The organism is Paenibacillus anseongensis, from assembly GCF_009757995.1.
Classification (GTDB): Bacteria; Bacillota; Bacilli; order Paenibacillales; family NBRC-103111; genus Paenibacillus_E; species Paenibacillus_E chondroitinus.
On sequence record NZ_WSEM01000034.1, the window covers coordinates 409,654 to 435,513 of the forward strand.

Below are 25,860 nucleotides of genomic sequence, written 5' to 3' on the forward strand. Positions count from 1 at the left end.
TAGTCCAATGTAGCTAAAACTATGACCAGAATTCCAAGGAAACTGAACTAATTCCTATTCCTACGATTGCAGCAATTTTATGAATATAATAGGAATACTGTGTGGCTCGAAATACTACACCAGAGGCCAAAAAGCCAAGACCTACAGTAGCGATTCCTGTTCTAACCCAAGCGAGAAACGTTCGCTCATTCGCAAGATGCTGTTGTACTAATTTTGATTCACGAGAGCTTTCTGCTTCCATCTGTATCCTCCTCTAATTTTACTATGCCCAAAAAGCATTAAAGCCTAACTCAAAGTTAGGCTTTTCTTTCAGAATAACATTTATCATTTGAATCATGTGCTGTTGTTACACCTAACTATACGACATCGCATTTGCTTTTGTTTGATGAACCGTACCATGTGGATGCTCCGGTGGAGCATAGATGACGTATATTTTAAGTGGTGTATTACCTGTATTGGTTACGTTGTGCCATTTTCCAGCAGGTATCATAATTGCAAAATTATCATAAGCCATTTGTTGAAAATTCAATTTATCTTTACTATCTCCCATTTGGACAAATCCTTGACCAGCTTCAATGCGTATGAATTGATCTGTTGAGGGATGTACTTCTAAGCCTATGTCTTCTCCAACATTAATACTCATTAAGGTCACTTGAAAGTGTTCCCCCGTCCATAAAGCTGTACGGTAAGTATTGTTTTGCCTAGTTGCTTGGTCAATATTCACTACCAATGGTCTTGGTCCATAATCTGTTAAATTCATGTTTCCATTATAGTTGGTACTGTCCCGATTGTGATAGTGAGGATACCAAGTGTAGCTCCATTCGGGGTTTTTCCAATTCCAACGCACGGGATGATACCATTGATAATAATGGTAGGAATTTCGATACATAATGACTTACCTCCACTGATTTTATTGTCATCTCTTATCTTATGCTTATGCCTAATAAATGGAGTGAAAAATGGGCAAGAGTCCAACTTATGTAAAATAAAAAACATTAACCCACCGGGCTAATGTTTATTTATTTATTTATTTAGTTAACTTCCCTTTCCATGACATAATTCCGCCCTGTAAATGAGATAGTTTATTAAAACCATTCTTTTTTAGAATTCTTGCTGCTTGTTTGCTCCTCATGCCACTCCGACAATATAGAAATACATGATTATTTTTTTGAATTTCGCCAACTCTTTGTTTCATCTTGGATAACGGTATATTGATCGCACCTGGAATGTAGCCTTGCTTTACTTCGCCGGGTTCACGTACATCAATCAGAACGTAATTAAGCTTACCCTTCAATTCTTCCTGAAACTGAGCTGGCGATAGATTATTTAGACCTTTTAAGCTTGCAAACCTGAAATAAATAAACCAGACTAAAAACACGAAGGCCACGATATTTAAAATGGATGTATAATCCATAGGCTAACCTCTTTCCTGATCCTATTACCGGCTTTTAACTAACAATTCAACGGCCTGTTTGACCATCTTGCTCGAATCTCTTCCAGCTTCCATTTCCTCTAGGATACATTGTTCCAAATTGACTGCAACAATGTAGGCAATCGCTTTATCCGCGGCGCTTCTGACAGCAGAAATTTGGCTTACAACATCCTTGCAATCCTGTTCTTCCTCCATCATTTTTAAGACACCGCGGATTTGACCTTCCACACGTTTTAATCTCTTTTTTACATTATCATCGTATTTCATATTCTGCCATCCTTTCTTTATACCTGTATAGGTATATTATTGCTGATGTGACCACCGAAAACAATAAGGAGGCTGTAGAACTAAAAAGTTAAATAAACAGATTTACTTTAGCATCAGCAGCATCTCCCAAATATGCGGCAACACCCGCATATTCAATGCCATCCAGCAGCTCTTCCTGCTGCAAACCGAGCAAGTCCATAGTCATCGTACAAGCAACCAGTTTAACACCTTGTTCTTGAGCTAATTCAATTAATTGTGGTAGGGATAAAGCATTATGCTTTTTCATTACATGTTTAATCATTTTGGGTCCCATTCCAGCGAAATTCATTTTGGAAATCCCAAGTTTTTCAGCTCCACGTGGCATCATTTTTCCAAAAATTTTTTCCAGGAATCCCTTTTTCACCGAGATTTTTTGATATTTACGAAGTACGTTCAGTCCCCAAAAGGTCATGAAAATCGTAACTTCATGATCATAGGCAGCAGCGCCATTTGCGATAATAAATGCGGCAATCGTTTTATCTAGCTCTCCGCTAAAAAGAACAATTGTTGTTTTCTCTTTGTTGCCTCCCATGCTTCCCACATCCTCCAATTGTACTTAGATCATGATCCTTTTTTCACTGTAAATGTGAAAATCCCATTATCTTCTTTTACATCAATGAGTTCGTGTTTCGTTTGATTGACCCAGGCCTGAAAATCTTTCATCGAACCTTTGTCCGTCGTTTGTAATTCCATGATCTTTCCTGGCTCCAAAGAATCGATCCCCTTTTTGGCTTTAACAATCGGCAGTGGACATGCCAACCCCTTCGCGTCAACAATCAAATCTACCATTCTAAACTCCTCCTTAGAATTAAAAATGCAATTAGTCTTTTTCTATAAAATGTCCCCATTGCGACATACCCGGCGTTACATTCTTAATACTTTTAAACCCTTGATCTGTTAGCATTTGGCATGCCATATCACTGCGGTTTCCGGTACGGCATACAACGTAATAGTCATTGTTTGGATCAAGCCGCATTAACTTTTCTTCAAGTTCACCTAAAGGAAGTGATATGGCCCCTGGAATACGTCCGAAAGCATATTCTGCCGGTTCCCTGACATCAAGGATATTGAGCTTTTCTCCAGCATTTATTCTAGCCAATAACTCATCATTGGTTGCGGTATGAGGAAATTTTATGTCCACTTTGGTTCCGGATGCTTCAGCTTTGCGGATGAAATGACGATATATGCCGTTTTCCTCCTTTAACCCAACGTATTGGTGTCCTGTGCGGCTTGCCCAGCCCTTTAGGTCAGCCACCGAGCCTTTATCCGTCGCACGTACTTCCAATACTTCGCCATGATTCATCTCATCTATTGCCTTTTTGGTACGAACCACTGGTAGTGGACAAGCAAGTCCTTCACACTCCAGCGTACGATCTACATGCAATGCTGTCATAGGTTATAGACCTCCATTATTCTTATTTGAATTTGGTTATTTTCCATAAACCACTTCGCCAGACCATTGGGACATGCCACCAGACATATTTACAACGTGATAGCCCATAGAAGATAAATAATCACAAGCTATTCCGCTTCGATTACCGCTGCGGCAAACAATGATTGTTTCTTGTTTTTGCTCTATTTCATTAAGCGCTCGAGCGATTTGGCCTAGAGGGATATGTTTGGCGCCGTATATATGTCCGGATTCCCATTCGTCGTGCTCCCGAACATCAAGGATGGTTACATTCTCTTTCTGTTTGATTCGCTCTAAAACTTCATGTGTCAGCAGTTCTTTATAGGTTTTATTAGACACTTGATTTCCTCCAAATATTTATTTTGTTGTGTCATCATGAACGGCACAACGGTTTGGTCCAATCTCCATCTCTCGCTGTTCTTCCATTGTCGGACGGATTCTCCCCATGTTCGTTTGGCGTATTTCTTGATAGGCATTCGGTTGCGGTGGCAGATTTTCCGAAACGGTGCGTTTAAATGCGGATTCGTCGTGTATGTTCAGACCAGGATTTTTTTTATACAAATCACCTAGACGTGCGGCTACTTGCCCTTTGTCACTTAATTCAGCAATTGTACCAAAGTGGGCAGGAAGCACGATTAAATCGTCAGATAGATGCTTATACCGCTCATACAATGTCGTTCTGAGGTCAGCGACCCAATCTTCTGCTTTCCCAGCCAAGTCAGGGCGGCCAATTGACTTCACGAATAAAATATCTCCGGATAGCAAATATTGATTATCAATAAGAAGTGATGTGCTTCCTATCGTATGGCCGGGGGAATAAATAGGCTGGATGTTGATTTCTGTTTTCCCAATGACAAGCTGGCTGTGTTCTTCAAGTTTTTCATAATGAAACACAACCTCTGTCGCATCCTTAGGCGGAAGCCAGTAAGATCCTCCAGTTTTCTCAGCTAATTGCCGGCCGCCTGAAATATGATCGGCATGAAGGTGAGTATCCAGGGTATGTTTGATGACGGCCAGATTTTCTTTGGCAAAATCCTCAAATACCTCGGTCATCCGAACCGCATCAATAACAGCAGCTTCCCCATCAGAAATCACCATATAAGACAGACATCCTTTGCCTAACCGTACAAATTGATACAGGGTACCTCCATCATTCAAATCGGCTATTTTCACCGGCTCAAGATGCTCGCTCCAGGACTTCATGCCGCCAATCAAATAAGAAATAGATTGTTTTCCGTTTTCGACCAACTGTTCAGCTACAAACTTCGATGACCCCTCCTTCGCGCAAACCACTACAACTTCTTGGTCATCCGGTATTTGTTCAAGAATCTCATCTACGCCATCCAGAAGTTCAAAATATGGCGCGTTGAGGATACTAACTTTCTCGCCTTCGATTTTCCAGTCGTTGAAGTCACTTTCATTCCGAACATCTAAAATAAAAATGGGTGTATGGTTCAAAACCTTTCTAGCTAAATTAGCGACATTCATTCCTTGTATCTGTTTTTCATTCATGTATAGTTCCCTCCAGAGGTAAAAGGTCGGATGATTTTAAAGGAAAATTGAGAACCAAATTTTTATGACAGTTGCCGTTATCAATACAGCCAAAATCCACTGAAGCATCTTTGTGTTGATTTTTTTACTCAGCTTAGCACCAATAGGTGATGCAATCGTACTTGCAATGACAAGCACAATGGATGGAACCAAAAGCATGTGTCCACCTAGTAGCTTTCCTGTCGTAGAGCCAATGGAAGATATGAAAGTTATGGCTAAGGATGATGCGATAGCAACTCTAGTTGGGATCTTAAGAACGACCAGCATCACTGGTACCGTTATAAAAGCACCCGCCGCGCCTACGATCCCTGATACCGTCCCGATGATTAAAGCTAAAATAACCGCTAGTGGTTTATTAAATGTAACTTTGCTTACATCTTCGACATCTTTTCCTCTCTTAGGTAAAAACATCAAAACGGCAGCAATCAGTGCCAAAATAGCATAAACGAGATTGATCACTGAACTTGATAATGCGTTGGATACAAAGCTCCCCATAAAGCTGCCAATGATAATTGAAACACCCATGTAAAGTACTAAGGATTTATTTAGTAGTCCCCCTTTTCGAAACACAAGCATCCCCATTAAGCTCGCGAAGAACACTTGAATTGCACTGATTGCAGAAACTTCCTGCGGGGTGAAAACTGCAAATCCTAATGCTGCAGGTATAAATAACAACATCGGATAGTTAATAATGGAACCACCGATTCCCACCATTCCCGAAATAAAAGAGCCCAAAAATCCAATAGTGAAAATAGTTATGATCCATGCTAAATCCATAAAACACAGCCTTTCCGTGTTCATTAGACTACGCCCGCTATATACCTATTGGGGTATATAAAATAGCAAAAAAAATTCTCTTCCTTTTGCCTATTTAGTTTGGAGAATTCCTTCTTACACCACCTTTTTTGTTTTACGTATACCCGTATGGGTATATTGATACTATATTAAAGATTTTTATTTGCGTCAACCCCCTGAAATTACAAACTCAAATTCCGTCATTATTGGACTGAGAAAGGGCATCATATTCAATGTCTACTGTAACGTAACAGCATGGCATTATAGATACTTTGGAGGTGCTTTTATGCAATGTAACGTAGGGAAGACGGAGCAAGTTCTAAGAATAGCAATTGGATCGGCTATTGTCGTTGCAGGGACATATTATAAAAAATGGTGGGGCTTAATTGGAATAGCGCCTATTGTTACGGGAACAACTCGTTATTGTCCACTGAATGCTGTTTTGGGGATATCGAATTGCAAAGCTGATAGTAAGACTTGAAACAAAATTGTTAAAAACAGAAGGAATGCTCAGAAACTGAGTTTTCCTTCTGTTTTTTATTTTAACAGGACCTAGAAAAATTAGTTATCACTAAAACTATGTCGATCAAGTCTGCCTCTATCCTTCTGAAAATAACTGTGCATAAAGAACTCTATGATGCCAAAAACCAAAGCAATTATCGCTACATTCATAAAGTTTATGGACCAGTGGAAGAAGAATTTCTCGACCAACCAAAAGAAAACAAAGGCAAGCCCTACATCTGCTAAAGTAGCGACCCCATTGTTGGTGACTCTTAAAAACAATTGATCAATTGCAATATAAGACATTAGCGAAAAAGTATAAGTGGCAAAGAATGCCTCTGTAAGAGTGGCTTGCGTTAAATACATCAATAGGGGGATTATGAAAACTCCATTTAGTAGTAACTTCAAAAACATTTTCCCAAGCATTCTCAGCATTTTCTTTGCCTTCTTTCACCTATAATGTACTTCTCTTTCTTAGTATTGCCTTTTGCTACCGAAATATTGATTGGTAATAAATACATATTTCTTATGAGTTTGATGATACTAAAGAACATTCGAGTTTCGAAAGGGGACTGTCGTGGAACGTTATCAAAGGCAGGAAAAAAAGTTGATTATTCTATGCTTGGTCATTGCAGTTATCTTACTATTATCAATTTCTCACCATCTGTTTTAGTCAAGATGGAGAAGTTTACCGGTATTGTATAAAGGAGTTGTATTCATGTTTGCTAATGATCCGGTTATTTACAGTCGTGCATTAATGTCTTTGACTTTTGTATTTCATATTATTTTTGCAACTATCGGAGTCGGAATTCCTGTTCTTATTGCCTTGGCGGAATGGATGGGTATATGTCGAAATGACCTCCATTATACCTTGATGGCACGAAGGTGGACACGTGGATATGTCATTACAGTAGCCGTAGGGGTTGTTTCTGGAACAGCTCTTGGCCTACAAATTAATCTTTTGTGGCCCAATTTTATGAGGATAGCTGGACAAGCCATCGGTTTACCTATGTTTATGGAAATATTCGCCTTTTTCTTCGAGGCCATTTTTCTTGGTATTTATATGTATACATGGGATCGATTTAAACCGAAAATTCATTTTTTATTTATTGTTCCTGTAGTCATTGGTGCGTCATGTTCTGCACTTTTTATTACCCTTGTTAATTCCTTTATGAATGCTCCGCAAGGATTTGAGATTGTTGATGGGATTATAGGTAACGTGCAGCCTCTTAAGGCTATGTTTACTCCTGCAAGTCCAACTAAAGTCTCCCATGTATTGGTTTCAGCTTATCTTACGTCTGCTTTTATTATTGCAGGGAGCGCGGCATACGCCCTATTAAAGGGAAAACGGCATATTTACTATAAGAAAGTTTTGAACATGACTCTTTTCGCAGCATTTGTTTTTGCAATAGCCACTTTCTTAATTGGTGATTTGTCTGGTAAATACCTGGCAAAATATCAGCCTGAAAAGCTGGCAGCTGGGGAATGGCATTTTGAAACGATGTCACATGCACCTTTAATTGTAGGTGGTATTTTAACCGAAACACACGAAGTTAAATATGGATGGAAAATCCCATTTGCATTAAGTGTGCTTGCTCATGGAAATCCTAAGAGCGAAGTAAAGGGATTAAATGATTTTCCTGCGGATGAAATCCCTCCGCTTTGGATTCATTACACTTTTGATGCCATGGTTGGCATTGGTGGTTATCTAACCAGCATACCTTTATTGTTTATTCTTGCTTTTTGGTTTCGAAAAGGGAATCCTTACAACAAACTGCTCCTTGCCGCGATTGTCATCGGAGCTCCACTCGCTATGTTTGCCATTGAATATGGATGGATATATGCCGAGGTAGGCAGACAGCCCTGGATTTTGCGTGGGTATATGAAGACACAGCAGGGTGCTACGACTTCTGAACATGTTGGCTTACTTTTTGTCGTGTTCCTCGCCCTGTACGTGATTTTGGGGATTTCATGTTTACGTGTTTTAGTGAAAATGTTTAAAAATAATACGCCCGAAGACGAGCTTATGTTGCAAAATAAGGAGAGTGCTCTCAAGTGAATTTGGAAGTGGTGGGAATTACAGTCCTATGGACTTTTCTGTACGGGTATTTAATTGTAGCATCTATTGATTTTGGGGCTGGATTTTTTAGTTACTACAGTTACAGAACAAGAAAGGAACACGTGATACAGAATATCATTAAACGATACTTATCTCCTGTGTGGGAGGTAACGAATGTCTTTCTCATATTTTTTATTGTCGGGATCGTAGGCTTTTTCCCAGATACCGCTTATTACTATGGAACAGCCTTATTAGTTCCTGGTAGCGTAGCCATCATACTTCTTGCTATACGTGGTTCCTACTATGCGTTTAATACATATGGCATAAAGAGTCGAGAAATTTATGCATTCTTATATGGTGCAACTGGACTTCTGATTCCTGCTTCATTATCAACAGTGCTGACAATTTCAGAGGGTGATTTTATTGAAATTCAGAATGGTAAGATCTTATTTCAATACAGCAGACTCTTTCTCAGTCTTTACTCATGGTCCGTTGTTTTACTTGCGATTGTTAGTGTCCTTTATATTTCTGCTATGTTTTTAACATTTTACGCGGCCAAAGCAAATGATCTGCCAGCTCTTGAAATTGTGCGGAAATGGGCATTAATTTGGAGCGCACCGACGATCATTTGTAGTTTAATCGTATTTTACTCGATTAACTTGCATAACCCTGAACATTATCAGCATATCACGGAGTTATCCTGGATGTTTGCATGTTCGTTTCTCTTCTTTCTGGCAGCTGTTTATTTCGTTTGGAAGAAAAAGAATTATGGGCTGTCCTTTATTTGCGTGATGGTTCAATTTGCATTTGCTTTTTACGGTTATGGGGCATCTCACTTACCTTATCTACTTTACCCTTACTTATCTATGTATGAACATTTTACTAATCAGTCCATGGCAGTAGCCTTAATTATTGCTTTTATAACCGGACTATTGCTTCTAATTCCTTCACTGTTTCTTTTAATGAAATTGTTTTTGTTTAATATCAGATATGTACGGGGACAGATGCACCCGAAAGGAGAATAGATATTGGAATTCCTATTAACTATGATTTTGCCTCCAATTATTGTTATAGCCTCTCTTGCGGTCGTTTTTGGCTGGGGGAGGATGGGTAAAGAAAGAGTTAAAGGTGACGAATGAGAGAAGACTATGGCATGCTCCTCCACAATCGTATCCTCACTAAAAATCATTTGGTTAAATTTCCAAAACTCTCTCTTCTACTAAGATAATGAGCTATTAAATAAATTACACAAAAAATCGGAAATGAATAAATATATTTCCAACTCAGTCTTTCATAAAATCCTAACCAGTCGAACAACGGTTCTCCAATAAAAGAATTGAATCCCCCATATATGCCTGCCTTTATGAGCGGATTAACTTTGGGTTTAATCTGAAGTAAAAACATTGCAATAACTGTTAATACTGTAAAATCCCAAACCAAATAAGAGGGGATTGTCGGTATAACCTGTACAGGGTAATACCATAATCCCAATGCGATTCCAAAGAAATCGAACCAGCTAGAGATTACCAAAACGAAAAAGCCAGCGAATAACAATCTGCTTGTACTTCTTTTTGTTCTAAATAACCACCATAATATCCATGGAATAATTATTAATCCCAATGCGACCCACCATTGCCAACTAAACAGTATGTCCTCCTTCCAAAAACTAAATAATTCTTCATTAGCTTCGTGAACTTTATGATATACATCTTTTACCTTTTGAGTATGACTTTCATCCAATGTTTAAACCTCCGAAAAGTAAAATGAAAAGCGCACAGTAATAGTAATTCCCACGTATGATTACTAATAATCTTTATTACTTAAGCCCCCACTGATCGGTTAATCAAGATCTGAATTTCATATGGCTCTCAATACTCTAATAAGAGAAGAAATTTCTTTATGATGAGTTTGAATACTACAAGTACATTTTTATCATTCATACATTTACAAAACCTTAACTTTAATATATAACTGAATAATTATATAATCATTTACAAATGATATTGGAGCTGAGATAATGATGAAGAAACCAGTTCGCATTTACTTTTTATGTATTCAAAATCGTTGCCGAAGTCAAATAGCAGAAGCATTTGCTAAACATTACGGTGGGGAAAACGTTATCGTCGAAAGTGCAGGGCTAGAGCCACATGATATTCATCCTTTAACTCTAGAAGTCATGAGGGAAGTTGGGATTGAGTTATCTGGGAATACTTCTAAGAAAATCGATATGAAGTATTTTATCGCGTCGAATGTCATTGTTAAACTCTGCCAACAAGTAGCGGAACGTTGTCCCATTGTCCCTTTTGGCATCACGAGCGTTGATTGGGATATTGAAGATCCATTACTTTCAAATGACATCCAGTCAGTTCGACAAACACGTGACACAATACAAAAGAAAGTGATTGAACTCTTAAAAGGCTTGAATGTACCGATATAAAGGAGCGTGTAATTTTGCCTGATATTGAACAATTATCTGATGCGTGTAAGCTGCTTGGGGACAAAATGAGATTAACGATTCTCTCTCTACTCAAAGAACGTGAGCTATGTGTATATGAGATTGTTGAGCTCTTACAAACCAGTCAGCCCAATGTGAGCCAGCATATGCGTAAGCTGAAAGCCGGCGGTTTAGTAAAAGAAGCGAAAAAGGGTCAATGGGTTTTCTATTCGTTATATATTGATGATAAGCCCTTTCTACATGAATTCTTTCAGCACCTACCATCCCAAAAAGAAAAAGTGGATGCGATATCTTGTGAAGATCTAAATTGTTGTGACTAGGAGGAACCATGACTTACATTGCGGTACTTATTTTTCTTATTACGTTAACTTTTGTTATATGGCAGCCTAAGGGCCTCAACATTGGATGGTCTGCTTCTGCCGGCGCTATCTTAGCTCTTATTTTCCAAGTCGTGTCTTTCCACGATGTATTGACAGTTACATCCATCGTTTGGAATGCCACGCTTGCTTTTGTCGCAATTATTCTCATTTCTTTAATCTTAGATAATATCGGATTTTTTGAATGGGCTGCCTTGCATATGGCGAGGATTGCTAAAGGAAACGGACGGCTCATGTTTGTGTACGTCATTTTATTAGGCGCGGCAGTTGCTGCATTTTTCGCAAATGATGGTGCGGCGTTAATTCTCACTCCAATTGTATTAGCGATGGTCCGAGCGTTGAAGCTGCCGGATAAAATGATTTTGCCCTTCATCATGGCAAGTGGTTTCATTGCAGATACAACTTCTTTGCCTTTGATTGTTAGCAACTTAGTTAACATCGTGTCTGCCGACTTCTTCGGCATCGATTTTGTCACTTATGCAAGCCGTATGATTGTCACGAGCTTATTTTCATTAGCCGCAAGTCTGGTGGTCCTGTACGTTTATTTCAAAAAGGACATTCCTACGAATTACGATATGAAACAATTAAAGCAACCTTCAAATGCCATCAAAGATCTTAAGCTATTCAAAATGTCATGGGTTATCCTTGGCATCCTTCTCGTGGCGTATATAAGCAGCGGATTTATTAAAATTCCTGTTTCAATTATCGCAGGAGTCGTAGCACTGGTCTTCATTTTTATGGCTAGATCCAGTAAAGTGATCGAAACAAAACGAGTTATTAAAGATGCTCCTTGGGCTGTCGTAATATTCTCTATTGGCATGTATGTCGTCGTTTATGGCCTGAAAAACGTGGGTCTTACCGATGCCCTAGGAAAAGTGGTTGAGGACTTAGCAGGACAAGGATTATTTGTTGCAACAGTCGGAATGGGTTTCTTGTCTGCTATTTTGTCCTCCATCATGAATAACATGCCGACAGTTATGATCGATGCTCTTGCCATTAAAGGTACGAATACAGATGGAATTATTCGAGAAGCATTGGTTTACGCCAACGTTGTCGGAAGCGATCTAGGACCTAAAATAACACCGATTGGGTCACTCGCAACCCTTTTATGGTTACATGTTTTATCTACAAAAGGTGTAAAAATCACGTGGGGCAATTATTTTAAGACAGGTATTATTCTTACTGTCCCAACCCTTTTGATTACTCTTACAGGGCTTTATTTATGGCTTCACGTTATTAACACAACAAGTGTGAATATTTGGTTGTTAATTGTTGCGATTGCAGTCATTCTGGTGATCGCCGCGCTAATCATAAAAGCTATTTTAGGCACAAAACAAATGAGGAAAGGGCATCAAGGCGCTTAGACCCGGATAGCCCCACATAAAAAGGAGAAATGAAACCATGGAGAACAACAAACCTTTCGTATATTTTCTTTGCACAGGAAACTCTTGCCGCAGCCAAATCTCTGATGGATATTTAAAAGCTTTAGGCGGGGACAAATACGAAGTGAAAAGCGCGGGTTTGGAAGCCCACGGATTAAATCCACGCGCAGTTGCAACAATGAGTGAAGATGGTATCGACATCTCGAACCATACTTCTGATGTCATTGATACCGAGCTTCTAGGTCGCGCTGATTACATTATTACATTGTGCGGTCATGCTGACGAGCACTGCCCTGTTGTCCGTAATGATAAGGCTCAAAGATGGCACTGGGGCTTTGACGATCCTGCCAAAGCAACAGGCACGGAAGAAGAAATTACAGCTAAGTTCCGTGAAGTTCGTGATTCCATTAAAAGCCGGATCGAACAATTCGTGAAAGAAGGCAAATAAGATGATCAAAAGAATGCACGTTGCCGTTAACTGTTCAGACCTTCAGAAGTCGCTGGATTTTTACCGTGCTTTCTTTGGTACGGAGCCCTCTAAAGTAAAAAACAACTATGCTAAATTTGAGTTGGATGATCCAGCCCTCCATTTTTCCTTAAATGTTCGACCTTTTGAGAAAAAAGGCGTTCTTAATCATTTGGGATTTCAGGTTGATAACACGGAAGATGTTCTTGCCATGGGTGAGCGTTTGAGACAAAGCGGACTTCTTCTCATTGATGAAATGAACACAACTTGCTGTTATGCGGTTCAAGATAAAGTCTGGGTGTATGATCCGGACGGTAATGCGTGGGAAATTTTTTATACCAAAGAGGATTCGGAATTTGAATCTGCTGGGGATTTGCAGGATATGTCTCTATGTTGTGCCCCTCCTTCAGCACCATCCTCACCTGTAACAATTGAATTAACACCCTTTAAGCTAAAATAAGGAGTCATTATGAAAAATTATCAAGCATTGGTTGAAGACAAAATATTTTTTGGCGGAGCTTCAGACGTTGAAGATATGGTTAAAAACGAGAACGTTGAGTTTATTGTCGATTTGCGTGGTGAGGCTACGGAGTGTGCCTACCCTGCAAATGGCGTAGGATGGCTTCAGGTGCCGCTTGGTGACAATGCGGAGGATCCACAAGACCAACTATTTCAACAAGCTATAAATCACGTTGTAGAGGCTTATAAGAGCGGTAAAAAGGTTGGATTCCATTGTGACGGTGGAAAAGGACGTACTGGCGCTGTGGCAATTGGCACCTTGATTACATTAGGTAAGAGCGAGAACATTGAGGATGCTGAAAGTTTGTCAAAAAGCATTCGCCCAGTTATTAATATTAGGCAACCTCAACGTGAGGCGCTTGAGAAGTTATTTAACAAGTAATATGATTGGCCCCTTAGCAATATTTTTGCTAACGGGGCCTACATTATTTTTATGAATGAATATAAAAAATGCGTCCTTTTGTAAACTCAAACGTCCGTGTAATAAAACGATTCTGGAGGAAAAGTATGAACACCGAGGAAGTATGGAGATCATTCTACAGCCCTTTGCGCAATTTTATTATCAAACGCATAAAAAATGATCATGACGCTGATGACATTCTACAGAATGTGTTTATGAAGATACATGCCAATTTAGATACTTTAAAAGACGATCAGAAGCTGCAATCTTGGATTTATCAAATTACTCGTAATAGCATAATTGATTATTTTAGGAAAGAGCAATCTCATTTGAAAACAGACTTGCCACATGAATTCCCAATATATCAAGATGAAGAAATGAATGATGCTATAAAAGAACTATCCGCGTGCATCCGCCCCATGATCCAAGGGCTTTCCGATAAGTTTAAGCAAGCTCTTGAACTCACTGAACTAGGCGATTGCACACAAAAAGAACTAAGCGTTCAATTAGGTCTTTCTATATCTGGTGCAAAGTCTAGAGTGCAGCGCGGCAGAGAGAAGCTAAAAGAACTCTTACTTAATTGCTGTAACTTCGAGTTCGACCGATTAGGTAATATTATCGATTACACTTCCCGAGGGACTTCAAATACAAAGTGCAGCTCATCAGATTGTTGTTAATTAAATTTGATTTGCGTCCTTTTTTGTTAATGTGCGTCTCCGTAGATGTAACACACTTTAATAATTAAGGGAGGAAGAAAAAATGAGCAATCAAATAAATGAAGATCCACGAAAATGTTGTGATGAACCAGCACCTAGCGAGGCAAGCGATTGTTGTGTAGAAGATAGAGAACCAAAGGTAGCTGGACAGGATGGTTGTGGATGTGATTCGCAATTTAAAGATCCAAAGTCTTCTACTAACACTTGTTGCTAGCTAAAAAATATTAAATAAAACAAATGACCGTGAGATTGCCTCACGGTCATTTGTTTTATTACGAGCTGTTAGCGAGTAACCTTCACCTAAACTAATTCTATTTAATTTGATACTTTTTCTCCCTGTTTTCAAATGCTGTTTTACCACCCTCGAGCTGGAGAAGCTTGTCGCGTAATAACAAGTTTTCAATAGTTGTAGGAACTATATAAGTCTTATTTTCAGTATTGATTTCAAGAATATTGATTAGTTCTGCGTCACCATTAATGGCGAAATTAGCGTTATGTGTTGCAAAAATAATTTGTCTTTGCTGTTTGTTTTCTTTAATCATATTGACAAGGTAATTTGCGACCAACATACTATCCAAATGTGCTTCTGGTTCATCAATAATAATTGGAGTATTCCCTAATTTAATCAACAGGATGATTGCGGCAGTACAACGCTGACCGAAAGATGTGTTTTCAAGTTGTTTTCCATCATAATACACACGAATTGTTTTAAAGATATTGATATCAGAATATATCCTTTTGATATGCAATTTAAATATTTCAAACTTAACATCGTTTGAAAAATATTCAATCAAAAATGCGGAGGTTCTTGATTTAGCGTTGCTTGTCTTTTGAAGAACATCAAGATAATCAGATTTACTTGATACTGTTTGGGGATCAATACAAAACAAATGCCTCTCGATGTCGTTTTGCTTAATGTTTGTGTACGAGTCGAGATTTGAGAAATCTTCCAACATTAATTTTAATAAATGCTGCTTAGCTTTATCCTCGTTAAACTCGTATTTCAGCGAGATGGGTTTTACTTGAACGCTTAAATTTGTCAAATGTCGATTTTGATCATCTATCTTTTTATTAATTTCATCAACATATATTTGTTTTAGATCATCCTTAAATGTAAATTTAGAAATTGATTCTTCAACGTTCTGAATTTCTGAAAGCATTTCCGTTAAGCGCCCGTTTAAGCGGTTTGCTTCTTCTGTCGCGGAAGCAACATCCGCAAGATTGTCATCTTTTAAACCTTTATTTTCAAGAAATAAATTTAAATCATGTTTTAATGCAGCTAAGTTTTCGGTTAGGACTGAGAGAGTATTTGAAACGTCAATAAAGTTGTTCGGTGCCGAAGATAAATCAACCCCTGCCTTAATTGTTTGTATCAATTTTCCACGCTGTTCATCATATTCATTTGCTACACTTGTGATTTGGAAATCATTTATTGTATCCTTCAACGATTTTATTAAGTCATCATATTTCTTTTTAGATGAATTAATTCGGCGTATCTCTTTATCTGTCTGATCTAACTTTTGACTTAGTTCAAGATATTTTTCATCATTTAACGACGAAATTATGTTTTCCTGAGATTTTATCCTCTTCTGAAGAGACGAAGCAGTAAGATTTAGCACTCTCAAGTTTTCTATATCATTAATGTGACTACTTAATTCCTCTAAATGCATATCAAGTTTACTTGAAGCGTCGATTAATTCCTTGTTTTCGCCTAGCTTCAGGATTCTAGGGAATATTGTTTCGGTGAATTTCTCAAAATCCAAGGCAAACTCTTCGATCTCATTTTGGCTAAAGAACTCAACTTTTATCTCTTCTTCATCCTTATCAATTTTTACAAAATCCTTTATTAATGAGTCTTTCGGTAAATTCAATTTGTATTTCTTGAAAAAATTATTTGAACCTGGTTTTAATTTTTCTTGTATTAAATTTAATACGGTGCTCTTACCACTTCCCCGACCCCCGATAAAGCAGGTAAGATTAGGGCTCAAAATAATTTCTGTATTTGGTTGAATACAGAAAAGTTCCCCGTTGATTTTAGTAGTAGAAGGGAAGTCAAAAACAACTCGCTCTATTTTATGAACAGAATCAATTGGAGCAATCTCTCCCAAGCGTAGACGATACTGTGGCTCATACACTACTTGTTTAAAACCCTCAATTGTAGGATCTGCTTTAATCCAAGAAAATTTTTTCCCTTCATAACTTTCATGCGAATCAGAAGAGATGATGCACGGTTTTCCGAACTTTTGTAAATAGAAATCTTTGCTCCGTAAACGAAACCTCCATCATGGAAGAAATAAATAAGCAATTCAAAATAATAATTTTGGAGATGGGCCGTGTACCCTACCTGGATACAGCGGGTGAATTCAATCTATCAAATGGAATTAAGAAATATAGAAAACACGGTGGTATAGTAATCATTTCCGAATTACAAGACCACCCCCGCCATATGTTAAAAAAACAAGATTAGACGAATTCATTGGGACAGGTGAAGCATTTAACTATGCATTAACCAAATTTAGCTTTCCTAAATAAATTTGAGTTAGAGCATCTTATGCTTAGAGAATGCCTACTCATTTTGTCTTTAATCAAAGGGCTACCACGCGGCAGCCCTTATTTTTGCAATGTATAAGTGGGAATGTAGTTCTCTTCGTATTAATTGAATCATACTTTTTATCTGTAATAATTAATAAATCAAACTATTGAGGTGGAAGATGGAAATTGAAAAATTGGAAGCATTTTTATCGGTTTGCCAAACGTTAAACTTCACAAAGGCTTCCAAACATTTGCATGTTTCACAGTCTGCTATAACAGCAAGGATTAAGGCATTAGAGAGCACTTTAGATACAAGGTTATTTTTCCGAGATAAGCGAACTGTACGTTTAACCGAGGCCGGCATTACTTTTCTTCCTTTTGCTGAGAGGATGTTTCGATTGTTTAACGAGAGTAAGCTTTCGATGTCACAACAATTCGATCATCATATCGTATTAGGTGGGCATGGAGCCGGATGGCAGCATTATTTCTTTAATCAAATAGTAGCCTTTAGAAAAAGTCATCCAAAAGTTGCAATTAAAATTAATAGTTATCTTGATGATTACAAAAATGTGACTCAGTTGCTTGACGGTACTATTCATATTGCGCTAAGACATGATCCACCGAATCACCCTAAAGTATCGAATATTTTTCTATTCGAAGACGAAGTCATATTAGTTTCAGCTGAGAAAGGACTCGTAGTAAGCCAAACGGATTTCTTTACTGATAAATATTGCCACGTAGGTAACAGGTTTCCTGATTGGTTTCCAAAAGTGTTTGGCCATGGACTTACTCCAGCCTTAGAGTTAGATGATTCAACAATTATTACAAACATGCTACTGCAAGGTGGATTGTTTGGATTTTTGACGAAGAGCCTTGCCTCCCCCTTTATCAAAGAAGAAAAACTTTTCATAGTTCAAAGCGATTTTCAAATCGATATTCCAAATATCCAAGTATTCGCAAGTTTTTTAACAGAAAAAAAATCACATATTAACGTTAGGCTAGGTTTAAATATGCTTGGAGTCAAACTAAAAAATGAAGACTGAAGATGATTTAGTTACCCTTATTTAACTCCTCCACTACTTTTTATATACTAATTTGTACCAATGATAGAGGCCTTAGTTCGGTAAAAACTGAACTAAGGCCTCTCTGACTGTAAGACACCTCTGGGGCAATGCGTAATTACCAGTTAAACCCAATCAATAAAGTTGCTAGAGAATATGATATTACATCTAATTCCACTTTTTTTCGATAAGAGAACTATGTTGGAAAATATACTGATAATTGTCATTGAAGGAGGTGCTAACTATTTCCCACAAAAAAATAACAATTAAAAAGTCAGTAAAAAAACAGTCGTCAAAAAAGAGCACTTGTGCAAAAAAAAAATGTTTTTTCATTGTATGCTCAAAAAAAAGATCAAGTCCTGTACGGAAAAAGTGCCCAAGCCATCAGAAACGAAAAAAAATAGGACTTCCATGCGACCAACCAAACAAAATAATAACCCTTCATCAGCCAGTCCAAGTTTCTTCAAATCAATTAGATATTAGAAATCTCATACCGGAATCGGACAAAGTACAGATCTTTGGAAACGACGGAAACGAAGTACGAGCTGTACGAACTGATCATAACGGTCGTTTAGAGGTTGTTATCTTACCAACAAACAACACTCTTTTTATAGAGGAATCCTTTTTAAACTTAAAAGTAACGAATCATACGCTTACACTACCTGTTCAAGATACATCAACGATTACTATGAACTCCTATGCAGTCATAAATAGGGGTGATGTGCCTGCCATTGTTTGTGCGGAAATCAGTCCAAATTCAGTCGATTTTATCAAAGACTGCGAAGACATAGTTCCTCCGAAATCGATGAAAGTATTTGTTTTAAACAGGTTTTTAAAGTGGACTCGCTTAATATTAGCCACAGATATAACTTGTGGTAAGGGTTCTACAGAATGTGATGTCTATTTTCAAGCTCAAACAACAATAAATTAATTTAACTGGAAGGAATGATGAAGTTGCCAAACTTTAGTGTGTTTCAATCGGATCCGGATAATCTACGTACATTAATATTCGGCCGAGATTCAACCGGAACTGTTCAGGCTATCGCCACAGATTCAAGCGGAAACATCACAAGTATTATTCTTGACGGAACAATTACAAACATTCTTGGTGCTACGATTACTGCTGGTACTTTGAGTTCTGCTGGTACGGTTACTAATATCCTTAACGGTACCATCACTAGCATTCTTGGTGCTACAATTACCGCTGGTACACTGAGCTCCGCCGGTACAGTCACTAATATCCTCAACGGTACCATTGATAGCGTTCTTGGTGCTACGATTACCGCTGGTACACTGAGCTCCGCCGGTACAGTCACTAATATCCTCAACGGTACCATTGATAGTGTACTTGGTGCTACAATTACTGCCGGTACACTGAGCTCCGCAGGTACAGTCACTAATATCCTCAACGGTACCATTGATAGCGTACTTGGTGCTACAATTACTGCTGGTACACTGAGCTCCGCCGGTACAGTCACTAATATCCTCAACGGTACCATTGATAGCGTACTTGGTGCTACAATTACTGCTGGTACACTGAGCTCCGCCGGTACAGTCACTAATATCCTCAATGGTACCATTGATAGCGTACTTGGTGCTACGATTACTGCTGGTACACTGAGCTCTGCTGGTACAGTTACTAATATCCTCAACGGTACTATTGATAGCGTACTTGGTGCTACGATTACTGCCGGTACATTGAGCTCCGCCGGTACGGTCACTAATATCCTCAATGGTACCATTGATAGCGTACTTGGTGCTACGATTACTGCTGGTACACTGAGCTCTGCTGGTACAGTTACTAATATCCTCAATGGTACCATCGATAGTGTTCTCGGTGCTACGATTACTGCCGGTACTCTCAGTAGCGTGACTTCCATCTCGCAAAAAAGCTTTGTTGAACAAGCTACCCTCGGAATCACAAGCGACGATACCTATACACCACTGCCTGCGGTAACAACGAGTGTTCTCGGTGTATATTCCTTCTTTGTCTATAACACTGGTGCGAGTTCTGTCGATACGCAAGTTCAAATCAGCGCCGACGGATCGAACTATTACGTTGATACGAACGGTAGCAACCCGTTGGCAGCCGGCTCCATTGACGTGCTTGTCCCTACCAGATTCCTGAAATACACACGTTTAGCTTACCGTTCAACAGCCACAGGATCACCTTCAACCATCAATGTTATTCTGAATGCCCAAGGAACATAAAAGCTTTCATAACAATATAATAAATGAAGACCCTTATGCTGCTGTAAAGGGGAATCCAAAAAGAGTACATGGTCCTCCATGTACTCTTCCTTTAGTAAGGAGAAGATGAAATTGAGCACAGTCGGCATCCACATCATCATAAAGGATGAATCAGAATGGCTGCGTCAATGTTTGGATAGTATTAAAGATGCAGATGAAATTATTGTCATCGACACCGGGTCTCAAGATTCATCCATCCGTATAGCAAAATCTTATGGAGCAAGGGTATTTTATTCTAGATGGGAAGATGATTTTTCCACACCTCGAAATCAAGCATTACAAATTGCCACTACCGACTGGATTTTTTATCTGGATGCAGACGAAATCTTACTTTCCGGCTTAACAGCAATCAAAGAACAAATAAACAACTCCGATTCAGTAGCGTTCACGGTGATACTAGAGAATTTAATTGGCACAGGCCCTCAGGATCATCTTGTGCATAGAACCATACGATTATTCCGTAACAATCCCAAATATCGTTTTCAAGGAATCATACATGAAGATATTGGCCACTCGATTGTAAAATTGCATCCCTCTTCTTATATTGAAGATTCGGAGATCCGGATCAGACATTTCGGTTATTTACCCGAACACATACAAAAAAAAGATAAGATCGCCCGTAATGAAAGACTCTTGAAAAAAGCATTGCAAACTGACCCTGCTAATCCTTACTATTCCTATAATCTGGGCATTACTTTTTGCCAGGTTGGAAAACTCATTGAAGCCAAAAATGCTATGATTCAGGCCCTAATGTTAGTGAGAGATGATGCTCCTTATCGTTCTACTCTTGTAAAAGATTTAAGCAAAATTTTACTGGAGCTTCGAGAAATCAAAGAGGTCGAATTACTGCTGCTTAAGGAAACCGAGCGTTATGAAGATTATCCAGATCTCCGTTATATACTTGGCCAGTCTTTTCAAATTCAAGGGTTATGGGAACAGGCATATGAACAATTTCAGCTAGCTTCGACCTTTCAAAATAATAAATATGTGACTGAAGCAGGCGCAAGCAGTTTTCTTGTCTATTATAAGATGGGAGAAATCGCGCAAAATTTAGGACGTCTTGAGGAGTCCGCTCGTTTATTCAATCAGGCATTGCAGCATCATCCAACCTATGCTCCAGCTTTACTCGGCATTTCCGAGGTTTTTTATGAATTAAATGTGCCTTGGCACGAAATTGTCACTTTATTAAAGGAAAAAGTTCGTCCATCCGTTCCGTCTGAGCATTATTTGCTTTTGGAAACACTTGTTCAGGTAGGTGCATTTGAAGAGGCAATTGCAATAACACCTATTTCCTGCTTAACTGATTCGCTTTTTTTTAAAAATTATTGTCTTGCTATGATTCACCTAGGTCGTCTAAACGAAGCGTATCATTTATTGCAAAATTATATAAAAGAGCATCCAACCACACTCGAACTTGAAATTCTGCTTCAATGGAGTGCGATTTGCAAATGGCAGCTTAATGAATCACTTCAAACAGACTTCTTTGCTTCATTGCCAGAGAATTTGATAACGCTGTATCAAACTATCAATGAATTTCTCTCAACAGGACATAGTCCAACAGATTTAGATAACAATTCGTTGTCTGAACTTACTGCTTCTATTACTCGACAATCCATTGTTTTAGGCCAGATCCAACTCATGGATAAACTTTCTGAACTGACTGGACAGTTTAAACTGGAACTAATTAAAATGCTGTACGATCATGGGTACATTTTTACTGCTGCAGAGCATCTCATTTCCTTGTCTAGCGTTCAATTGGATGACGAGGGTTTATTTGATTTGGGTGAAATTCTTTTTGATAAAGGACATTACCTAATGGCGGCTGAAATGTTCGAAAGCATACTCCTAGAGGAGGGAACATATGAACGAGCTAAAACCGCGGCCGCTATTTGTTATCTTCATCTTGCAGAAACCAGTCTTTCCGATGCTTTATCCAGGGCGCCAGACGTTCCTTCGTTAAAGGAAGACTTGCAACAAATTCGCTCTAGTATTCGCTTATTAAACAGAACTGGTTGGCATACGCGGTGGTCTGGTAGGCAAAGGAGGATTTCCAATGGCCAAAAACACGATTTCGCTATGCATGATCGTAAAGAATGAAGAGGCACATTTACGCAGATGTTTGGACAGCATTAAAAATACTGTAGACGAAATCATCATTGTAGATACCGGTTCGACAGACAACACTGTCCAAATTGCAAAATCCTATAAAGCCAAAGTAATTACAATACCATGGCAATCCAATTTTGCTTCTGCGAGAAATGCTGGCTTATCTCTGGCCACGGGATCCTGGATATTAATTCTAGATGCAGATGAGGAGTTAGATGAAAACCATAGGAAAGAACTCAAAATTTGCGCGGAACATCATGAGTTCGAAGGTTTTTTTTTACAAATTCATAATCATAATGGAAACTCTATTCACTCTCCTGTATCTACGATCAATCCGATTCTAAGAATGTTTCGCAATGATCCCGATCATCGCTTCCGCGGGAAAATACATGAACAGATCGCTTATTCAATTGTAGAACGAAATCCAAACTCCGCTTTGCATATAACTAATATCATTATTCACCATTATGGATATGAAGAACAACTTGTGATTCAAAAAGATAAAATCCGCAGGAATCTTGACCTTTTAATGCAATCGCTTCAGGATGAACCCAATGATCCGTTTCACCATTATAATATTGCTGTAGAACATATGCGGGTAAACAATTATGAGTCGGCACTTCCCTATCTGCAAACTTCTTTGTCCTTAGTTAACCATGAAGTTAGTTATGCTCACTTGCTTTATAAGTACAAAGCTCGCTGCTTGTTTGCTTTAGGCCGCCAACTCGAAGCCATTCAAGCTTGCGAAAGTGGCATCCAATTATTTCCTGACTATCCCGATTTATTTCATATAAAAGCAATTGTTCACTCAAGTATTGGCGAAAAAACATTAGCCAAAGAGGCTTTCCTTCAAGCTATACAAATTGGAATAGCACCTATGCAGTATCATACGGACTCCGGTATTGGAACTTTTCTATCCACCTATGGCTTAGGGCAAGTTTATGAAGAAATGGGAGAAGACAATCATGCCATTCACTGGTATGCCGAAACAGTCAGACACAACTCCCAGCTGTCCAAACCTCTGCAAAGAATTTTCCGGTTGTTGAAGTCCATAGGCTCCGAGTCCATTCTTCCTGTCCTTTTATCAGAAAAATTTTCTATTAAAGCTCCAGAAGCTGTGTTAAAGGTCGTCAATCTGTTAATTGAAGAATCCTGTTACACCACGGCACTTTCTCTCTTAACCAAATTGGACGACGAGGCTCACAGGCAGGTGAAAGATGAAAAGATAAAAATATGCCGATTGTTGTCCGGTCAAATACACAAAAATATAAGGTATTGGATAGGGTTAGATGAGCCGGAAATAGAGAGCAGCACGATGGAAGGTAATACTAACGATCAGTTTGAACTTGCTGTCAAATCTGCATACTACAATGGTCATCAAGGTAAAGCTCTAAAGCTACTTGAAAATTGGCCCCCCTCCATAGTGACAGATCTGAAAGAGGTGCAGGATGACGGGTACCGAAGAAGCCGACTATGGGCGGCTCTGGCCAATGCCAAAATCGGGGTACCTGATAAGCAATCTCCACATTATATGTTACTTCGTTTGGCCAAACTAAGTCTGCCTTTGTCCAGAGGCTACTAAGGAGAACAATCATATGCCACTCTTGGATATTTCCTTATGTATGATTGTGAAAAATGAGGATCTTCATTTAGATCGATGTTTGTCTTCCGTTCAAGGAATCGTCTCAGAAATTATAATTGCAGACACTGGATCAACGGATCATAGCTTGAGTATTGCTAAGCGGTACGGGGCACACCTTATTCACCTTCCTTGGGAAAACGATTTTGCCAAAGCAAGAAATGCCGCTTTGCAAGAAGCTTCCTGCTCTTGGATTCTTGTTCTGGATGCGGACGAAGAGCTCGATGCGTGGAAGCCAGATGAAATTTTAACATTACTGCAGGACGAGAATGTGTACGGATATTATTTGCAGATCGTCAACTTTCTTAGCGATCTTCCTGAGCGGGAGTTTGTAACGGATGCGGCATGCCGGCTTTTTCGAAATGATCCTCGTATTCAATTCCGCGGTAAAATTCATGAGGATGTTGCTCAAAGCATCATGGAACTATCGAGCGCGTCTATTCCATTTTCCAGCCTACGGATCAATCATTTTGGATATATGCATCAGGAGATCGTGAGAAAGGATAAAAACAGCCGAAACTTCAACATCATTGCCCAGGCATTGATAGAACAACCCGAAGATCCGATGCTGAATTATGCTCTGGGAACCGAATATTATCAAATAGAACGTTATGAACAAGCACTAAAGCTGTTTATACCATTAATCAAGAAACTTCCGAATAACACGGGATACCTTTCGGATTTATATATGAAAACCGCTTACGCCCTACACATGACCCAACAACTGGATGAATCTGAAAGGCTACTGGACCAAGGATTGTCTCTTTTTCCAGACTTTTCGGATCTGCATGAAGCGAAGGCCTTCCTTCTTATGGAGCGTTTGGAATACTTAAAAGCATACGAATCACTTCAACTAGCTATTCAATCAGGCGATATTTCTTACAAGTATACGTCAACCTCTGGTTGTGGGACTTATCGGACTCACACATTGGCCGGTTATGTGTGCGAGAAACGATGGCTCTATCAGGAGGCGCTCGAGCATTATTTTCAAGCGATAACCCTCGACCCCAGCTACTTGCAGGCCTGGTTAAAATCCATTTCGCTTTGTCTATTGTCCGGTCAGACACAAAGATTAGCTGAGCATCTTGAAAACAATGCCTCTTTGCTTACTCCCCGACATTTAGCATTGTTAACTCCTGCGTTTTTGAATGCACGATGCCTCGAGTGTTTAGAGCCCTTGCTTGCTGCAGTTCTCCCGAATGAACAAGCGCTCCTTCTCAGATCCATCTACATCTGGCTGCTGAACGATCGTTCTAAGGCGATACACAGCCTGGAACAATTGCATATAAAAAATAACAATGATCCACTCCCTCTTTCTTACTTATGGGCCATAGCCTGGGCGCAATCTGATGGCACTGCCGCTCGTAAAGTGTTAGAAGTCATGCCTGCTAATCCTCTACATTCCCCATTAGTTGAAATCCAGGAGCTTTTGGATGAAGGAGTTATAAAGACGATTCCTACGACTTCACTGATTCATGCCATACAATTTCTAACACAAGCTGGAGCTTGGGAAACAATAATCCGTATATATCAACTTAGCCTGAATAACTTTCCATTCTCACAAATGCCCCAATCTCTGATATGCGGTTTACTCAAGGCTCCTGTAAATGTTAAGCAACAATGGATCTCTTTTATCAAGGCAAAAAGCCCCGCAACTGACTTTATCCATGCGGCAGATGCGGTCTTCTTTGCTGTAATGGCTCAAATTTGCGGTGAAACGTTGTCGACAGCTTGGATGCAAGAAGTTTTGCAAAAGCACGCACATAATTCCGCCACTACAACTTTATTGGCATATCACTATCTTAAAACTGGCCGAAAGCAGGAACCCAGTATACCAACCGGTTCGCTAGAGCCCACATTACTGCTGAGGTCTTTTTTTAAAGAAGCTTAATATGTACGGAC

At 39.1% G+C, this 25,860-nt stretch carries 30 protein-coding genes and 1 pseudogene; 18 read left to right on the forward strand and 13 right to left on the reverse strand.

What is annotated here, in order from left to right:
* Positions 1-19: 19 nt before the first annotated feature.
* The 10 genes from GON05_RS32840 to GON05_RS32885 form a co-directional block, all read right to left on the reverse strand.
* Positions 20-241 carry a YidH family protein gene (locus tag GON05_RS32840; RefSeq protein WP_157325429.1) on the reverse strand — a complete coding sequence of 74 codons (222 nt, stop codon included), beginning with the start codon at positions 239-241 and terminating at the stop codon, positions 20-22.
* Positions 242-352: 111 nt separating this feature from the next.
* Entirely contained in the window at positions 353-889 is a 537-nt protein-coding gene (locus GON05_RS32845; protein ID WP_157325431.1) for a cupin domain-containing protein, read from the reverse strand.
* A 138-nt stretch (positions 890-1,027) separates the two neighbouring features.
* Positions 1,028-1,414, reverse strand: a complete 387-nt coding sequence (locus GON05_RS32850; protein ID WP_157325433.1) for a rhodanese-like domain-containing protein — start codon at positions 1,412-1,414, stop codon at positions 1,028-1,030.
* A 24-nt stretch (positions 1,415-1,438) separates the two neighbouring features.
* Positions 1,439-1,699: a metal-sensitive transcriptional regulator gene (locus GON05_RS32855; RefSeq protein ID WP_157325440.1), complete on the reverse strand. Its 261-nt coding sequence runs from the start codon at positions 1,697-1,699 to the stop codon at positions 1,439-1,441.
* 88 nt (positions 1,700-1,787) lie between these two features.
* On the reverse strand, positions 1,788-2,270 hold the full coding sequence (locus GON05_RS32860; protein WP_157325442.1) for a DsrE/DsrF/DrsH-like family protein: 483 nt from the start codon (positions 2,268-2,270) through the stop codon (positions 1,788-1,790).
* Between the two features lie 29 nt (positions 2,271-2,299).
* The gene (locus GON05_RS32865; RefSeq protein ID WP_157325444.1) at positions 2,300-2,527 is read right to left on the reverse strand and encodes a sulfurtransferase TusA family protein; all 228 of its coding nucleotides are present in this window, start codon (positions 2,525-2,527) and stop codon (positions 2,300-2,302) included.
* A gap of 31 nt (positions 2,528-2,558) precedes the next feature.
* A complete protein-coding gene (locus GON05_RS32870; protein ID WP_157325446.1) occupies positions 2,559-3,131 on the reverse strand; it encodes a sulfurtransferase TusA family protein in 573 nt (190 codons plus the stop codon).
* A 36-nt stretch (positions 3,132-3,167) separates the two neighbouring features.
* Entirely contained in the window at positions 3,168-3,488 is a 321-nt protein-coding gene (locus GON05_RS32875) for a rhodanese-like domain-containing protein (protein WP_181646318.1), read from the reverse strand.
* A gap of 18 nt (positions 3,489-3,506) precedes the next feature.
* Positions 3,507-4,661: an MBL fold metallo-hydrolase gene (locus tag GON05_RS32880; RefSeq protein ID WP_157325455.1), complete on the reverse strand. Its 1,155-nt coding sequence runs from the start codon at positions 4,659-4,661 to the stop codon at positions 3,507-3,509.
* Between the two features lie 36 nt (positions 4,662-4,697).
* The gene (locus GON05_RS32885) at positions 4,698-5,477 is read right to left on the reverse strand and encodes a sulfite exporter TauE/SafE family protein (RefSeq protein WP_157325463.1); all 780 of its coding nucleotides are present in this window, start codon (positions 5,475-5,477) and stop codon (positions 4,698-4,700) included.
* 304 nt (positions 5,478-5,781) lie between these two features.
* Here GON05_RS32885 and GON05_RS32890 point away from each other — a divergent pair, with 304 nt between their 5' ends.
* Positions 5,782-5,976, forward strand: coding sequence for a YgaP family membrane protein (locus GON05_RS32890; RefSeq protein WP_145667258.1), 195 nt, complete (start codon positions 5,782-5,784; stop codon positions 5,974-5,976).
* A gap of 80 nt (positions 5,977-6,056) precedes the next feature.
* Here GON05_RS32890 and GON05_RS32895 read toward each other — a convergent pair whose 3' ends face one another.
* Positions 6,057-6,431 (reverse strand): DUF2512 family protein, encoded by a 375-nt coding sequence (locus GON05_RS32895; RefSeq protein ID WP_157325465.1) that lies wholly within the window; start codon positions 6,429-6,431, stop codon positions 6,057-6,059.
* Positions 6,432-6,714: 283 nt separating this feature from the next.
* On the opposite strand from GON05_RS32895, the gene GON05_RS32900 reads away from it, so the two are divergent.
* Genes GON05_RS32900 through cydS form a run of 3 tightly spaced genes read left to right on the forward strand, consistent with a single transcriptional unit; the run spans position 6,715 to position 9,194 of the window.
* Positions 6,715-8,055: a cytochrome ubiquinol oxidase subunit I gene (locus GON05_RS32900; RefSeq protein WP_157325467.1), complete on the forward strand. Its 1,341-nt coding sequence runs from the start codon at positions 6,715-6,717 to the stop codon at positions 8,053-8,055.
* On the forward strand, positions 8,052-9,080 hold the full coding sequence (locus GON05_RS32905) for a cytochrome d ubiquinol oxidase subunit II (protein ID WP_181646319.1): 1,029 nt from the start codon (positions 8,052-8,054) through the stop codon (positions 9,078-9,080). The genes GON05_RS32900 and GON05_RS32905 overlap by 4 nt, the downstream gene beginning before the upstream one ends.
* 21 nt (positions 9,081-9,101) lie before the next feature.
* Positions 9,102-9,194: a cytochrome bd oxidase small subunit CydS family protein gene (gene cydS, locus GON05_RS40175; protein ID WP_476703899.1), complete on the forward strand. Its 93-nt coding sequence runs from the start codon at positions 9,102-9,104 to the stop codon at positions 9,192-9,194.
* Positions 9,195-9,240: 46 nt separating this feature from the next.
* Here cydS and GON05_RS32910 read toward each other — a convergent pair whose 3' ends face one another.
* Positions 9,241-9,795, reverse strand: coding sequence for a CBO0543 family protein (locus tag GON05_RS32910; protein WP_157325469.1), 555 nt, complete (start codon positions 9,793-9,795; stop codon positions 9,241-9,243).
* A 277-nt stretch (positions 9,796-10,072) separates the two neighbouring features.
* Here GON05_RS32910 and GON05_RS32915 point away from each other — a divergent pair, with 277 nt between their 5' ends.
* From GON05_RS32915 to sigZ, 7 genes are all read left to right on the forward strand, one after another.
* On the forward strand, positions 10,073-10,492 hold the full coding sequence (locus tag GON05_RS32915) for an arsenate reductase ArsC (protein ID WP_157325471.1): 420 nt from the start codon (positions 10,073-10,075) through the stop codon (positions 10,490-10,492).
* A 14-nt stretch (positions 10,493-10,506) separates the two neighbouring features.
* Complete coding sequence (locus GON05_RS32920) at positions 10,507-10,830, forward strand: ArsR/SmtB family transcription factor (RefSeq protein ID WP_157325473.1); 324 nt, start codon at positions 10,507-10,509, stop codon at positions 10,828-10,830.
* Positions 10,831-10,838: 8 nt separating this feature from the next.
* Complete coding sequence (locus tag GON05_RS32925) at positions 10,839-12,251, forward strand: arsenic transporter (RefSeq protein ID WP_157325475.1); 1,413 nt, start codon at positions 10,839-10,841, stop codon at positions 12,249-12,251.
* A 37-nt stretch (positions 12,252-12,288) separates the two neighbouring features.
* Positions 12,289-12,717 carry an arsenate reductase (thioredoxin) gene (gene arsC, locus GON05_RS32930; protein WP_157325477.1) on the forward strand — a complete coding sequence of 143 codons (429 nt, stop codon included), beginning with the start codon at positions 12,289-12,291 and terminating at the stop codon, positions 12,715-12,717.
* Position 12,718: 1 nt separating this feature from the next.
* Positions 12,719-13,195 carry an ArsI/CadI family heavy metal resistance metalloenzyme gene (locus GON05_RS32935; protein WP_157325479.1) on the forward strand — a complete coding sequence of 159 codons (477 nt, stop codon included), beginning with the start codon at positions 12,719-12,721 and terminating at the stop codon, positions 13,193-13,195.
* A 9-nt stretch (positions 13,196-13,204) separates the two neighbouring features.
* Positions 13,205-13,636, forward strand: a complete 432-nt coding sequence (locus GON05_RS32940; protein ID WP_157325481.1) for a protein-tyrosine phosphatase family protein — start codon at positions 13,205-13,207, stop codon at positions 13,634-13,636.
* A gap of 125 nt (positions 13,637-13,761) precedes the next feature.
* On the forward strand, positions 13,762-14,331 hold the full coding sequence (gene sigZ, locus GON05_RS32945; RefSeq protein ID WP_157325483.1) for an RNA polymerase sigma factor SigZ: 570 nt from the start codon (positions 13,762-13,764) through the stop codon (positions 14,329-14,331).
* A gap of 350 nt (positions 14,332-14,681) precedes the next feature.
* On the opposite strand, the gene GON05_RS32950 is transcribed toward sigZ, so the two are convergent.
* Positions 14,682-16,505: an AAA family ATPase gene (locus GON05_RS32950; protein WP_157325485.1), complete on the reverse strand. Its 1,824-nt coding sequence runs from the start codon at positions 16,503-16,505 to the stop codon at positions 14,682-14,684.
* Between the two features lie 131 nt (positions 16,506-16,636).
* On the opposite strand from GON05_RS32950, the pseudogene GON05_RS32955 reads away from it, so the two are divergent.
* The 7 genes and pseudogenes from GON05_RS32955 to GON05_RS32985 all read left to right on the forward strand — a co-directional run.
* Positions 16,637-16,837, forward strand: a pseudogene (locus GON05_RS32955) (STAS domain-containing protein); the annotation flags it as partial.
* A gap of 244 nt (positions 16,838-17,081) precedes the next feature.
* The gene (locus tag GON05_RS32960; RefSeq protein WP_157325489.1) at positions 17,082-17,945 is read left to right on the forward strand and encodes a LysR family transcriptional regulator; all 864 of its coding nucleotides are present in this window, start codon (positions 17,082-17,084) and stop codon (positions 17,943-17,945) included.
* A 253-nt stretch (positions 17,946-18,198) separates the two neighbouring features.
* A complete protein-coding gene (locus GON05_RS32965; RefSeq protein ID WP_338114253.1) occupies positions 18,199-18,894 on the forward strand; it encodes a DUF6385 domain-containing protein in 696 nt (231 codons plus the stop codon).
* A 17-nt stretch (positions 18,895-18,911) separates the two neighbouring features.
* The gene (locus GON05_RS32970; RefSeq protein ID WP_246239635.1) at positions 18,912-20,174 is read left to right on the forward strand and encodes a DUF6385 domain-containing protein; all 1,263 of its coding nucleotides are present in this window, start codon (positions 18,912-18,914) and stop codon (positions 20,172-20,174) included.
* A 111-nt stretch (positions 20,175-20,285) separates the two neighbouring features.
* Positions 20,286-22,310, forward strand: a complete 2,025-nt coding sequence (locus tag GON05_RS32975; RefSeq protein ID WP_157325492.1) for a tetratricopeptide repeat-containing glycosyltransferase family 2 protein — start codon at positions 20,286-20,288, stop codon at positions 22,308-22,310.
* Positions 22,267-23,901 carry a glycosyltransferase gene (locus GON05_RS32980; RefSeq protein WP_157325494.1) on the forward strand — a complete coding sequence of 545 codons (1,635 nt, stop codon included), beginning with the start codon at positions 22,267-22,269 and terminating at the stop codon, positions 23,899-23,901. The genes GON05_RS32975 and GON05_RS32980 overlap by 44 nt, the downstream gene beginning before the upstream one ends.
* Before the next feature lie 13 nt (positions 23,902-23,914).
* Positions 23,915-25,849, forward strand: coding sequence for a glycosyltransferase (locus tag GON05_RS32985; RefSeq protein WP_157325496.1), 1,935 nt, complete (start codon positions 23,915-23,917; stop codon positions 25,847-25,849).
* Positions 25,850-25,860 lie beyond the last annotated feature (11 nt).